This is a genomic window from Dyella sp., from assembly GCF_035486915.1.
Classification (GTDB): domain Bacteria; phylum Pseudomonadota; class Gammaproteobacteria; order Xanthomonadales; family Rhodanobacteraceae; genus Dyella_B.
On the sequence record NZ_DATHMR010000159.1, the window covers coordinates 1 to 13,240 of the forward strand.

Sequence of the window (13,240 nt, forward strand, 5' to 3'; positions counted from 1 at the left end):
GGCGGTGAAGCAGTAGAAAAAACGGCTTGGTGGGAACACGTATGCGCGTGCGTGCCGTATGATCGAGCGTAACCATGATCAACATCCTAGGTTGGTTGCGGCCAGCGTATCGTTTTGGGTTGCCGCCCAGGCGATCCGCGCTACTTCACTCATGTCGGGCGTGTCGGTGTCATCGGGCCGGATGGACACGCCCGACGGTCGCACCACCGCACAACGCAACAGGGTTTCTGTCAGCGGACGCAGATTTAGTGTCGGCGATAAAGCTGATACACCACAGTGCGAGGGATGTGCTGCAACATCGCAGCATGGGGCGCCGAGTATTCGCTAAAGGGTCGAGACTCTGCTCACGGTAACCCTTCGTGTTGAGGAAGATTGTCAGTAATCGTGTACCAGGGCGCTTTGGACCCGACGAAGATATGTGCCGTGGGGCGGATGGTTGGATCTTCCACAAGCGTTCCCATCGTGACGTGGACGAACTCACCATCACGGACTACCGAATACAGCAGCGAGCCGCAAGCCTTGCAGTGAGCATCGTGGCCGTCCTCATTGCCGAAGATCAAAAGGCTCTCTACGCCTTTTGTCACACTCAATTTGCCACGCTCGATACCCGCAAAGGGTTTGAAAGCCGATCCTGTCGTGCGGCGGCATTGGGAGCAGTGACAATTCAAGGCATAGAGAAACTCATCCGGCACTGCGTATTCGACACTGCCGCATAAGCAGCCGCCCGTAAGGGTGCGATGGGGCATCGTCTGATGGCTCACGATGGGGTCTCCTTTAACATCGAAAACGGGCCGGCTTACCCTGACCCATTTTTTTCTCCAGGCGTAATATCCGCAAGCTATTGTCGAACAGCCGATGGTCTCCGGGCATGCTGTCGCCAGGATGACGTATCGGCCACTACTAACCATCAGGAGAACACCTCATGCAGACCCGCATCCAGGGCACGGTAATGCCCGTACTGGAAGTGCAGCTCGATCCCAACGAAAGCGTTTTTGCCGAGAGCGGCGAACTTTCCTGGATGACTGCATCCGTCCAGATGACCACGCACACCCAGATGGGGGGCGGTGGGGGCCTGTTGGGCATGTTCAAGCGCGTAGTCGGCGGTGGCAGCTTCTTCATGACCGAATACCGCGCCATGCAGAGATCGGGGGAGGTTGCCTTTGCCACCAAAGTACCCGGCCACATCGTACCGGTACCGGTAACCCCAAACAGCGAATACTTTGTGCATCGCCACGGCTTTCTATGCGCGACCCCGCAAGTGACCATCGGCGTTGGTTTCCAGCAGTCGTTGGGCGCCGGCATTTTCGGCGGCGACGGTTTCATGCTGCAACGAATCGGCGGCTCGGGCACGGCGTGGCTTGAACTTTCCGGCGAACTCATCCGCAAAGATCTGGCACCCGGCGAAACCCTGCGCGTTCACCCCGGCCACGTCGGTGCGTTCCAGGCATCGGTAAGTTTTCAGATCACCACCGTCCCGGGCATCAAGAACGCCATCTTCGGCGGCGACGGCATCTTCCTCGCTGCACTTACCGGCCCCGGCACAGTGTGGCTGCAGACGCTACCCATCTCGCGCCTCGCGCATCAGATTGCCGAGTATCTACCTAGAAGCGAGGGCAACGGCAGGGCAGTAGTGGGCGGCGGTTTGCTCGGAGGTATCGTAGGGTCGATGTTGAACGGTGATAACAACTGATCTGTAGCAGTAGAAAGTAGGCGAAGGGGTCGCCCTTGGGAAAGGGTTTTGGCCCCTTTTCGCTATCTATTGGCTTGGTGTTCCACGCCCACGCTCGACCCTTGCGGGAAGCACATATAGGAACTGCGCCAGCGCTTTGGCGAACTCGACGCATTACCCTGCAGCGATTGCTTTCATAAGTTGCGACGCGCGCGGATGCCTGCGTATGCGTTTTTGACCTACGTAGCTTTTGTACATATCCGGTCAGTCGCCTACAAGCCAGAAGTGCTGCGCTAAGTTAGCTTTTTCCAACGTAATGGCATGCACTTTTCCAAAAGGTCCGACGGCAACGATTGGTCCGTTTGTACCTTGTGACGTCGACACATTTCATCCTGAAGCCGTTGTAGCGACGACAGCATCTTCACGTCGGGAAGTTTGCGCGCTTCGTTACCTTTGACCGTGAAAAGCAACGCTTGACGACGGCTCAACTACGTAGGGGATAAGCGTGAATATCGCGAACATTGAAGACTATCGCAAACTATGCGAAGCGAGACTTCCGCGATTCCTGTATGACTACATCAGCGGTGGTTCCTATCAGGAGAACACGCTGCGCGCGAATATTGCGGAGCTGCAGGCTACGCTGTTGCGCCAACGTGTGATGGTGGACGAATCGCATCTCAAGTTGTCGATTGACTTGTGGGATCAGGCACTGTCACTGCCAATAGTGCTCGGGCCCGTCGGTATGGCCGGGATGTATTCGAGCCGTGGCGAAGTCAAGGCGGCTAGTGCGGCGAAAGCGGCTGGGATTCCGTTTACGCTATCGACCATGGGCGTGTGCGACGTGCATGAGGTCGCGCAAAAAACCGGCGTTCCTCCTTGGTTCCAGTTGTATATGCTCAAAGACCGCGGTTTCGTAAAGAGCGTGATCGAACGATCCGTTTCCGCGGGCTCGAAGGTCTTGGTATTCACCGTCGATCTTGCCACGCCCGGGCGGCGTTACAGCGAGGTACACGACGGCATGGAGAAGGACCCGACGCTTCTAGGGATGCTGGGATTTGTAGCTCAAGGCGCCACGCACCCCCGATGGGCCCTCGATATCGTCATGAAAGGCAGGCCGCTGAAGTTCGGTACTGTGGCGGAAGCCATGCCCAAAGGCGTGCCGTATGGAAAATTTGTTCACGACAATTTTGATGCATCGGCGACCTGGAAAGACATCGAGTGGATACGATCGATCTTTCCCGGAAAGATTATTTTGAAAGGTATTCTCGACCCCGAGGATGCCAAGCGCGCTGTGCAGACAAATATCGACGGGATTGTGGTGTCAAACCACGGTGGTAGGCAGCTCGATAGCGTGACATCGACCATTCGTGCGTTGCCGAAAGTTGTCGATGCCGTTCAAGGTAGCGTTCCGGTTTTTATGGACGGTGGCATTCGCTCGGGCCTGGACGTGTTGAAAGCGCTGGCGCTTGGTGCGAAGGCCTGTTTCGTAGGACGCGCGTGGGCCTATGCATTGGGAGCAGCAGGCGAATCGGGGGTGCGAGATATGCTGGACATCCTCAGAGAGGAACTCAGGGTCGGCATGACTCTGACCGGATGTAGTGACGTCAATCGCGCTACTGCAGACTTGTTGCTCAAGGATTGATGCACGCCGCAGCGTAGATCGCCACCCTCGTGGTCGCCCCAACGCTGACGAAAAAGGGGACAAGAACCCTTCTTCAGGATTGCGCGAGCACTTGTATGCCAGCTTGGCTAAGCGCAACCTAGGTACTCGTCCAAGCGGACGCACGTATCGCACGCCGCTTGATTCAGGCGTTAGATCCGCACGAGGCGCTGGCGCCGCAACCACACGGACTCAACATGGAGGCCGATGATGGACGTGCAGAATATCCGGATGGCCATCGATCGACATTGGGCTGCATCCGCTGCAGGCGATCTAGTCGCCGAGCATGAGATCTATCACGATGATGCTGTGTGCGAGTACCCACAGTCAGGGGAGATCATTCACGGTCGGCGTAACCTGCAAGCGCTGCGTAGCCATCACCCAGGTAAACCGTCGGGATTTGAGATCCGGCGTATCGTTGGCGAGGGCAATCTCTGGGTTACCGAATATGATATTGACTATCAGGGCAAGCGCGCCTACACCGTGAGCATCATGGAGTTTCGGGATGGCAAGGTGTCGCACGAGGTCCAATACTTTGCCGATCCCTTCGCTGCTCCCGCTTGGCGTGCTCAGTGGGTTGAGCTGGAGGCGCGCAAGCACACGTGAACGAGCTTGGGAGTCATCGTTCTTTATCTTTGCAGTGAGCAAACACAAAATAGCCGCCCAAAGGCGGCTATTTTTTTATGCTTACGAAAAGTTGGTTATTCGTCGCCATTGAGAACCAACGAATGAAGCGGAAACAGCTCACCAGAAACCTTGGAGCCGTCAAACCATTGGCAAGCAGCTTTTGTGACGCCGCCATAATTGCCTATGGCTTCAATTGTCATGAGCGGACTGCCGCTCTTGAGCTTCACCACATCACCGAGTTTCAAGTTGCCCATTGGATTATCCCCGGGGCCAACCGATGACCCATCGCTACACAAATGGGGGCGCTTAGCGACCAATTCAAGTTTGCAGCGAACTAATCGGCATCGGTGTACGTGATCGTCAAAGGCATAGCATCGTAAAGACGTGATCGGGAAAGGAGGCGTACGTCACGACAAGATCGCTACCATCAGGCCACTGTTCGCCTAAGTTCACGCAAAGTCTTAGCGTAAGCGTGCTTTCAGTGACATTAATCGCTTGCACTGCCTTGAAGTCGAAGAACTGTCGTACCAACGGATAAAGTGCCTTGTAGAGAGTTTCTTTGGCGGAAAACAGCAAAGTTAGAGCGTGGTGGGGAGATAGGTCACGAAAGAGGGCGATTTCGCTAAGCAGTCCTATTTCAGATTGGACACTCTTTGCAACGGAAGTATCCATCCATTCTTCGACATCCACCCCGAGCGAAGCATGCAATGATGTCTGAGCCGCAATAGCTATAGTTACGGTTGTGCAGTGACTGATGCTTCCCGTCCACCCTGATGGCCAGTTGGGCAACCTATCTTCGCCGATAGACAGTTCGCCATCTAATTCATGGCCTGCGCACTCTAGCGCGCGTGAAGCGCAATATCGGCCCGCGACAAACTCTCGCTGCCTCTTTGTGCTCGAGCGGCGAATGGAGGGAGGTAACGACATATCATGGTTACTTAGCTCCCTGGTCATTCCGGCGGATAAACCTACCGTGGCGGGGACACCTAAAGCTGCACGCAGATCCCGAACGTCAACGACTCCTGTCTCATGGTCATTAAGCATCGTCGTCGTTCCTGGACTGCAGGATAGTTGGAAGCCGCGCGGGCATATCGCCGGTTCGCTACGTAAAAACGCAACGCGTAAAGTCAGTGGTTACCTGGCTCCAACGCAATCGCGCTGAATCGTCTTCGACGGCGTGAAGAATAAGCCAACTCGCCAAACGAGAAAGCAGAAGTAACATGGGTCATGTTCCCTTCGCATCGTAGCTGCTGAGCAAAGGGTAATCTGCAATGGTCAAGCCCAGCCGCGTATCTGGTACCACCACATCCCGACATATTCGCGCAGGCAGCGGCCGCTCAGTTGTAGAGCGGCACGCTTCGGCCACCAGGGATGAGCTTCCCAGGATGGATAAATGGGATCGTAAGCAGGAGCGGGGATCACTTCGAGTCCTTGCTTCGAGAATGCCGCCGCCGCGCGTGGCATATGGAAGCCGGACGTTACCAACAAGATGCGCAACCGCTTTTCGCGCTTGAGGATGACGGCCGAGAACGCTGCGTTTTCGTGCGTATTCGTGCTCGTGCTTTCGACCTGCATGGCATCGACGGGCAGGCCTTGTCGGCGGAGCCCTCTCGCCATCGGCTCAGCCTGGTCGCCGCCGGAAACCAGCACCAAGTCGGCGCGCGCGTTGCGAAATAGCTGCAGGCCGAAACCGATGCGCGTGGCCGGGCCGTAGGGGTCGTCCGCACCCGCGGCCAGGACGGATTGCGTCAACACGCCGCCGCCCAGAATCACAATCGCGTCGGCTTTGGAATACGCGGAAGCTTCCTGCGCGGGATAGTGGCGCTCCAGCGATTCGCACAAGCGTGTGGCCATGGCGGGAGTGGCACACAACCAAAGCCAGCCAGCGCCAAACGCCAGCAATGCAAGGCCGGATCGATAGCGTTGCCGGCATAAAAAGTAAAAGCCGGCGATGGCAAAAATGGCCGCCTGGTAAATCGGATAAATCAACTTCTCAAGAAGATCCATCAGGTTCCCGGCAAGCGTATGGGGCGAGGGCAGAGGCCTGACGTCACCAATTGGCCGGCCAGCAAGACCTCTCAAATCAGCCTTGGCCAGTCAAAAAGCGTGCCAAAGTTCCGTGTTTTCAAAAATATAGGCGTCCTTTTCGCGATTTCGCCTATTGCTTTGCTCGTTTGTCAAGAGCATATAATGAGACCTAGTTCACACTTTTATCATTGGCCAGGATCGCCATGAAGAAACTCAGCCGTTGTCTCGCACTGTGTCTGCCCTTGTTGCTTGCCGCATGTGCCACGACGGGCGGCTCGGGCGCGCCACCGAAGGTCAATCCCGATGTGCAGGCAGTCACTACCTATCACATTGGTGTGGATGACCAGTTACAAATCACCGTCTGGCATAACCCGGACCTCAGTGTGAGCGTCCCGGTGCGGCCAGACGGCATGATTACCGTTCCGCTGATCGGCGATGTGACCGCTGGCGGAAAGACGCCCGATGAGGTGTCTACCGAGATCAAAGACAAGCTGCAGCCCTATGTTCGTGACCCGCAAGTGGCGGTCATCCTCATCGCGCTGCGCAGTAACGAGTATCTATCGCGGGTGCGCGTCACCGGTGCGGTGCGCACCCCGATCTCCATTCCTTACCGTCAGGGCATGACCGTGCTCGACGCGGTGTTGGCGGCGGGTGGCATCACCGAATTTGCCGCGCCCGACCGTACCGAGCTGTATCGCAAAGGTGACGCCGGAACCGTCACGTCGTACTCGGTGCATCTGGACAATATCCTCCAGAAAGGCGATCTCGCCAACAACTATCCGGTACAGCCAGGGGACGTGATTACGGTGCCACAACGCGCGTTCTGATCACGCGCTCGGCGTTTTTTTTGGAGTGTTTTTTCAGGGAGCGGGGCAAGGGGGAAAGTCATGGGCGGAGAACTTGTACCTTTAGGCGGCATGCTGCCTGCACTGGTGACAGAAGCGCGACGGCGTCGTATGGCTTTGGCCATTGCTTTTGCCGTGATCGCCATCGCGGCCTTGATGGTTGGCATGGTGTGGCCAAAAAAATATGAGGCCTCCACCACCATCTTGGCGCAAGACAGCAGCATCATTACGCCGCTGATGGAAGGTGCGGCCTCGCCGACGGCCAATACCAATCGCGCGGGTATCGCGCACGACGTGATTTTCAGCCGCAAGGTGCTCGATCAGATTCTGGTGGCGGGCGGTTGGATGGCCACGCATCCGACGCCGATCCAGCAAGATCGCATCATCGAGGGGATTCGCGCGCGTACTACGGTGCAGACCTCGCGCGGCAATTTGATCACGATCAGTTATTCCGATTCCGAGCCGCAGCGGGCTTTCGTGGTGACGCAGGAGTTCGCGCGTCTTTTCATCAGCGAAAGCCTCGCCTCGAAGCAGCGCGAGAGTCGCGAGGCTTACGAGTTCATCAATAGTCAGGTCGAAGCTTACCGGCAAAAGTTGACGGACGCCGAAGGCAAACTCAAAAGCTATCGCGACGCGAATGCCGATGCGCGGCCCGGCAGCGATCTCGATACCAATTCACGCATCAGCCAATTGCGCACGCAAATTGAGAATACCCAGTTGGAGCTGATCGAAAAACGTTCGCAGGAAGCCGCGCTGGCGTCGCAGCTCTCGGGTGAGTCGGAAGTCAACGCGGTGCACACCACACAAGGCATCTATGACACCCAGCTTGCCGATTTGCAGCAGCAGCTCGCCACGTTGCTGCTCACCTATACCGATCAATATCCCGATGTAATCCGGGTCCGGCATCAAATCCAGGATCTGCAACAGCAGATCGCTCAGTCGGATCAACGCAAACAGGCAGCGCAAGCGGCCGGCACGCCGATACCGCTGGACAACACGGTGCAAATGAATCCGCTTTATCAGCAGCTGAAGATCCAGCTTGCGGCCGCCGAGGGTGACGCTGCTGCGGCCTCGGCACGGATCAGTGCCAGCCAGTCGATGCTTGCCGGCGAACTTGAGCGTAGCAAACGCATTGGCAATTCGGAAAACGTGACTGCCGAATTGACGCGCGACTACGACGTCAATCGCGATGTATATCAGGACTTGTTGAAGCGTCGCGAGAATGCGCGCGTGTCGATGAACCTTGACGCGGAACAACGCGGTCTGACGTTTCTTATCCAAAATCCCGCCGTGATGCCACTGGAGCCGTCAGGCTTGCGCTTCATGCACTTCGGAGTAGCCGGTCTGTGCTTGTCGCTCGCCATCCCGTTTGGATTGTTGTTCGCGCTAGTGCGTTTCGATCCACGGGTACGCTCCGCCGACCAGCTTGAACGTGCGATTGGTTTCAATGTGCTGGCAACGGTTCCGTTCTATCCGACACCACGCGACCGTCGGCGTGAACGTTTGAACAACATGGTGCTGGTGCTGATCGTGGCCAGCGTCGCCGTGTTTTACCTGATTCTTTTCTGGATCCGGCACAAAGGTTGAGTATGAGTATTCACGACGACAGCATCTTTACTGATCGCCGCGGCGAGGTGATCGATGCCGCTTCGCGCCGCGTCGAGGATCGCCCGTCGACGGGTCATTCGATTGCGCTGATGACCGAAGGCGGCCAAGCACTGGCACCGTTGCAGCTGGAACAGCGGCGTTTGATTCATCGCGAGGATTCGGTGCGTCGCCAATCCGATGCGTTTCGCGAGATTCGCACACGCCTGCTCGGACTCGCGGGCAGCCAGAACTTCATCACGCTAGTGGTATCTGTCAGCCCGCATTCGGGCGGCAGCTTCGTTGCGCGCAATTTGGCGGCGGCATTTGCGTTCGATGAGACCAAGACCAGTCTGCTGATCGACTGCAATTTGCGCTATCCGAATCAGCACAAGGCGCTGGGTGTGGATCCGGCAAAAGGCGGCTTGATCGATTTCCTCGAGCATCCTATTCGTGGCATCAAGTCGGTCATTTATCAAACCGGTATTCCGCGAGTTCGTTTGGTGCCGGCAGGTACCTCGCGCGAAAACGGCGGAGAATTTTTCTCTTCGTTTCGCATGCGCGCCATGCTCGATTCGCTGCGTTGCCGGTATACCGATCGCTATTTGTTTCTTGATGGTCCGGCCATTAAAGGCTCGCCAGACGCACGTATTTTGTCGGACTTGGCGGACTTTGTGGTGGTGGTGGTGGGTTATGGGCGCGATACGCCGACCGCCGTCAATCAGGCCGTAGCCAATTTCGAACCGAGCAAATTGGCAGGGGTAGTTTTCAATCAGTCGGCGTAGAACGAAACGCGGCTGCGCTTCAGGGCGATTCAATGTAATGCATCCACCGGGGAGGGAACATGCCCGTATCCATCACGCTCGCTCGCGCAGTGGGACTTGCGCTTGCCGTTTTGCCGGGTGCGGTATGGGCATCGCAGTTTGAGTACTCGATTTACGGGAGTATCGAGCACAGCGACAACATCACGTTGAGCGACAGCAACCCCATCAGCCAAAACGTATTCAGTCCGGGCATCAACTTCACTTACGCGCAGCAAGGATCGGTTTTCCAGGCTAACGTAACCGGTACGCTGCAATACAACGATTACCTCGGTCATCAATTCTCGGATCAGACGCAGACCGAACTAGCCGCCCAGGCGAATTGGACGGTGCTGCCGAAACGACTGGACTTCACGGTCGAAGATTACGCCGGTGTCGAGCCGGTCGACTCGCTGGCCAGCAATGCACCGAATAATCAGCAACAAACCAATGTGCTGTCGCTGGGTCCGACGTTGCATCTGCAGTTCGGCGACATTATGCGCGCGCAGCTCGAGCTTCATTATCTCAACAGCTACGCATCCAAGGTCCAGGACTTCAATTCAAGCCGGGGCATGGCCGCATTCCGGCTTTATCGCGACCTCAGTCCGACGGATACGCTGTCGCTGAATATCGAATCGCAGCGAGTGAGGTTTAACAATAGTGTCGCCAGCGAGCTGGTCGACGGCGCCGACGACACCTTTGCAACGCCTAATTACACCCGCAACCAGATTTATGGCGAATATGCGAGCACGCTCGCGCATTTCGATGCCGATTTGCTGTTGGGTTGGTCCAGGATTAACTTCAATGGAGCGCCCGACGACTCCAAGCCTCTGGCGAGAGCTACGCTGGGGTGGCAGTTCAACCCGAGCAATGCGCTGTCCGTGACCGGCGAGTACGAATTTTCAGATGCGGCGCAAGACATGCTTTTGCAGCCGGGCCAGAGCATTGTCAACGCGCTGAGCGAAAACCCGACCGACTTCCTGGACAACCCCGGTGGTGGCATCAGCACTGGCAATCTGGTGATCGACTCTGAGGTTTATCTGGAAAAAAGCCTGCAGGCCACCTACACCTATCACACTGAGCGTCTTCAGTTTTCGATTTCGCCGACGTACGACAAGCTGGAATATTTAAATAACTCTACGTTCGATCAGGCGACGCGCGGCGGTACGATCAGTGTTGACTATCATCTGCGACCGCGCACCACGCTTACGGGTTTCGTTAATGTAGAAAGACAGACTTATGAATCGCTCTCTCGCACCGATACGACTTATCGTTACGGCGTCGATCTAGGGCATCAATTAACGCCACATTGGACTTGGCACGTTTCGTATATCCGGCAACTGCGCAGTAGCACCGCGATTGCCCAGAGCTACCACGAGAACGAAATTTATTTCAGCGTGGTGTTCAAGCGATGAGCACGCGTGCCGAAGCGGAGATGCCGTTCTACTTCGGGCCGGATCGGGCGTTGTTCGGACTGTTCCATGCGTCCGGTACGTTGGCACGAAAGGCTGTGCTGTTATGTCCGCCGCTGGGCCAGGACCAGATACGTTGCCACCGCCTGTACCGGCAGTTGGCGCAAGCACTTGTGGCGGAAGGGATGGCCGTGCTGCGTTTCGACTACTACGGCACAGGTGACTCCGCTGGCGACAGCGTGGAAGTGGACTGGGAGCGCTGCGTAGCCGATACCGCTGTCGCGGCCGGTGAATTGCGGACACGTGCCGGTGTCGACCGCGTGTTCGCATTTGGTGCGCGACTGGGCGGCAGCATGGCATTGGCCTCGGCCACGCAAGCGCGCTTTGCCGGTGTCGTGGCATGGGATCCCGTCCTTGACGGGCAACCATACGTAGCGCAGCTCGATGCGATGCAATCGGCACTATGTGCTGACGGGCAACGCTTCATGGTACCGCGCAAGCCTGCGGACGTCGCTGCACAATGGCTCGGTTTTGCGATCAGCGCACGCCTTCGCCAGCAGATCGCAGACCTGCATATCGACCGCCCTCCCACAACGACCCTGCTGATCGACTCGCTTTCGTCCGATGCGCCACGACACTTGAATGGATTCGAGGTGGATGCGGCCATGATCAAGTCGTTGCAGCCGCTTACGCCGTGGGATGACCTGCGCCGGCTTGAAGTGGCGGTGCTTTCGCATCCGCTGATCCAGGCCGTCACTCATCATGTGCGGGAGGCAGCGTGATGCAGGAGCAGGCCTTCCGTTTTGGACGCGCGCGGCACTTGGTGGGGGTCGCGGGATTGCCAGCGTCGCCGGCGCAAGACGTAGTTGGCGTGATCGTACTCAATGCCGGATTGGTGCATCGAATCGGGCCGTTCCGCTTGCACGTCGAGATGACCCGCCGGTTGAACGCGCAGGGCTATCCGACCTTGCGCTTCGATCTTTCTACCATTGGCGACAGCGCTTCCAGCGGTGAATCACAAACGCGCAAGCAACAGATTTGCGCCGATGTGGCCGACGCGATGCAGCTTCTCAGCGAACAGGCTGCGTGCAAACGCTTCGTGTTGATCGGTCTATGTTCGGGTTCGCAAAGCGCACATATGGTGGCATGCAGCGACGCCAAAGTGGCCGGCGCCGTGTTCCTGGATGGTTACGCGTACCGGACTCTGGGTTATCGCCTTCGCTACTACGTTCCACGTCTACTGGATGCACGTCGCTGGATGCGTGTCTTTTCACGTAATCGCAAGGCGAATCAAGGTGGCAGCAGCGAGCCTACCTTCACCGTGGCGCCGTTGCCGCAGACCGTCGTGCGCGCCGATTTCGCGGGGATGCTCGATCGTGGCATCAAGCTGTGCCTGATCTATAGCGGCGGCATCAGTCAATATTTCAATCACGCGCGCCAGTTCCGCGAATGCTTTGGTCGGGTCATGGCTCATCCCGACGTTTCCACCAGCTTTCTTAAGGAAGCCGATCACACCTACATCCTCACCGGCGACCGCAACCGTCTGCTCGACGGTATCGAGCGCTGGCTATCCCACAATTTTTCAGTCGCGTCAGGTACGTCCTCATGAATACAGTTCTGGTTACCGGCGGGGCCGGCTACATCGGCAGTCATGTCGTCCAGCAATTGTTGGCGCGAGGCGAGCGTGTGGTGGTAGTCGACAATCTCAGTACCGGCTTTCGTGAGGCCGTGCGGGGTGCGGAGTTGGTCGTCGGTAACGTTGGCGATCTGGATCTGGTCGGGCACGTGATGGCCGACCATCACGTGGATGCGGTACTACACTTCGCGGCGCACACCATCGTGCCCGAGTCGGTATGCGACCCGCTTAAGTATTACGGCAACAACACCTGCAATACACGCAACTTGCTTGCCTGTTGCGCCGAGTACGGCGTAGGGAAATTCATTTTCTCGTCCACTGCGGCGGTTTACGGCATGACGGACAACGGCATTGCCGATGAAGACACGCCGACCAAGCCGATCAATCCGTATGGGACATCCAAACTGATGTCCGAAACCATGTTGCGCGATCACAGCGCCACTGGCGCGATGCGACATGTGATTCTCCGCTACTTCAACGTTGCCGGCTGCGACCCGCAGGGACGTATCGGTCATTCCACACCCAATGCAACGCTGCTGATCAAAGTGTGTTGTGAGCATGCGGTGGGGATTCGAGAGAGCCTGTCGATTTTCGGCACGGATTACGACACGCCCGACGGCACCGGTATTCGCGATTACATCCATGTCGATGATCTGGCCGCAGCGCATTTGCGCGCGCTCGATCATCTGCGCGACGGCGGCGATTCGCAGACGCTCAATTGCGGCTATGGCCATGGTTACAGCGTGCGCGAGGTCATCGACGCGGTGGCGCGGGCAGGTGGCAAACCGCTGAATGTGATCGAATTGCCGCGCCGCCCCGGTGACTTGCCCATGCTTATCGCGTGCAGCGACCGGCTCAAGCGCGTACTCGATTGGCAGCCGCATTACGACGACCTGGATTTCATCGTCGGCACCGCGCTACGCTGGGAACAACAGCTTTTGTGCAAACGTGTTCCGCTCTCATCGGTGGCTTGAGTGGA

At 57.3% G+C, this 13,240-nt stretch carries 14 protein-coding genes; 10 read left to right on the top strand and 4 right to left on the bottom strand.

The window, feature by feature from the left end; translation table 11 throughout:
- Positions 1–344: 344 nt before the first annotated feature.
- Positions 345–761 carry a GFA family protein gene (locus VK725_RS12495; protein WP_325318383.1) on the bottom strand — a complete coding sequence of 139 codons (417 nt, stop codon included), beginning with the start codon at positions 759–761 and terminating at the stop codon, positions 345–347.
- A 161-nt stretch (positions 762–922) separates the two neighbouring features.
- On the opposite strand from VK725_RS12495, the gene VK725_RS12500 reads away from it, so the two are divergent.
- The 3 genes from VK725_RS12500 (at position 923) to VK725_RS12510 (ending at position 3,935) form a co-directional block, all read left to right on the top strand.
- Positions 923–1,690 (top strand): TIGR00266 family protein, encoded by a 768-nt coding sequence (locus tag VK725_RS12500; RefSeq protein ID WP_325318384.1) that lies wholly within the window; start codon positions 923–925, stop codon positions 1,688–1,690.
- Between the two features lie 484 nt (positions 1,691–2,174).
- Entirely contained in the window at positions 2,175–3,311 is a 1,137-nt protein-coding gene (locus VK725_RS12505; RefSeq protein ID WP_325318385.1) for an L-lactate dehydrogenase, read from the top strand.
- 225 nt (positions 3,312–3,536) lie between these two features.
- Positions 3,537–3,935 (top strand): nuclear transport factor 2 family protein, encoded by a 399-nt coding sequence (locus VK725_RS12510; RefSeq protein ID WP_325318386.1) that lies wholly within the window; start codon positions 3,537–3,539, stop codon positions 3,933–3,935.
- A gap of 95 nt (positions 3,936–4,030) precedes the next feature.
- Here VK725_RS12510 and VK725_RS12515 read toward each other — a convergent pair whose 3' ends face one another.
- The 3 genes from VK725_RS12515 to VK725_RS12525 all read right to left on the bottom strand — a co-directional run bounded on the left by VK725_RS12515 (position 4,031) and on the right by VK725_RS12525 (position 5,963).
- Complete coding sequence (locus VK725_RS12515) at positions 4,031–4,210, bottom strand: YodC family protein (RefSeq protein WP_325318387.1); 180 nt, start codon at positions 4,208–4,210, stop codon at positions 4,031–4,033.
- 106 nt (positions 4,211–4,316) lie between these two features.
- The gene (locus VK725_RS12520; protein WP_325318388.1) at positions 4,317–5,000 is read right to left on the bottom strand and encodes a 4'-phosphopantetheinyl transferase family protein; all 684 of its coding nucleotides are present in this window, start codon (positions 4,998–5,000) and stop codon (positions 4,317–4,319) included.
- A gap of 231 nt (positions 5,001–5,231) precedes the next feature.
- Complete coding sequence (locus tag VK725_RS12525; RefSeq protein ID WP_325318389.1) at positions 5,232–5,963, bottom strand: YdcF family protein; 732 nt, start codon at positions 5,961–5,963, stop codon at positions 5,232–5,234.
- Between the two features lie 224 nt (positions 5,964–6,187).
- Between VK725_RS12525 and VK725_RS12530 the strand changes: the two genes are divergently transcribed.
- From VK725_RS12530 to galE, 7 genes are read left to right on the top strand one after another with little or no spacing between them, the layout of a single operon-like run.
- On the top strand, positions 6,188–6,811 hold the full coding sequence (locus VK725_RS12530; protein WP_325318390.1) for an XrtA/PEP-CTERM system exopolysaccharide export protein: 624 nt from the start codon (positions 6,188–6,190) through the stop codon (positions 6,809–6,811).
- Positions 6,812–6,871: 60 nt separating this feature from the next.
- A complete protein-coding gene (locus tag VK725_RS12535; RefSeq protein ID WP_325318391.1) occupies positions 6,872–8,416 on the top strand; it encodes an XrtA system polysaccharide chain length determinant in 1,545 nt (514 codons plus the stop codon).
- 2 nt (positions 8,417–8,418) lie between these two features.
- Positions 8,419–9,198 carry a polysaccharide biosynthesis protein gene (locus VK725_RS12540; RefSeq protein ID WP_325318392.1) on the top strand — a complete coding sequence of 260 codons (780 nt, stop codon included), beginning with the start codon at positions 8,419–8,421 and terminating at the stop codon, positions 9,196–9,198.
- 59 nt (positions 9,199–9,257) lie between these two features.
- Positions 9,258–10,628: an outer membrane beta-barrel protein gene (locus tag VK725_RS12545; RefSeq protein ID WP_325318393.1), complete on the top strand. Its 1,371-nt coding sequence runs from the start codon at positions 9,258–9,260 to the stop codon at positions 10,626–10,628.
- Complete coding sequence (locus VK725_RS12550) at positions 10,625–11,407, top strand: serine aminopeptidase domain-containing protein (protein ID WP_325318394.1); 783 nt, start codon at positions 10,625–10,627, stop codon at positions 11,405–11,407. Before VK725_RS12545 ends, VK725_RS12550 begins: the two co-directional genes overlap by 4 nt.
- Positions 11,407–12,234, top strand: coding sequence for an alpha/beta fold hydrolase (locus tag VK725_RS12555; RefSeq protein ID WP_325318395.1), 828 nt, complete (start codon positions 11,407–11,409; stop codon positions 12,232–12,234). Before VK725_RS12550 ends, VK725_RS12555 begins: the two co-directional genes overlap by 1 nt.
- Entirely contained in the window at positions 12,231–13,235 is a 1,005-nt protein-coding gene (gene galE, locus VK725_RS12560) for a UDP-glucose 4-epimerase GalE (protein ID WP_325318396.1), read from the top strand. Before VK725_RS12555 ends, galE begins: the two co-directional genes overlap by 4 nt.
- Positions 13,236–13,240: the final 5 nt, after the last annotated feature.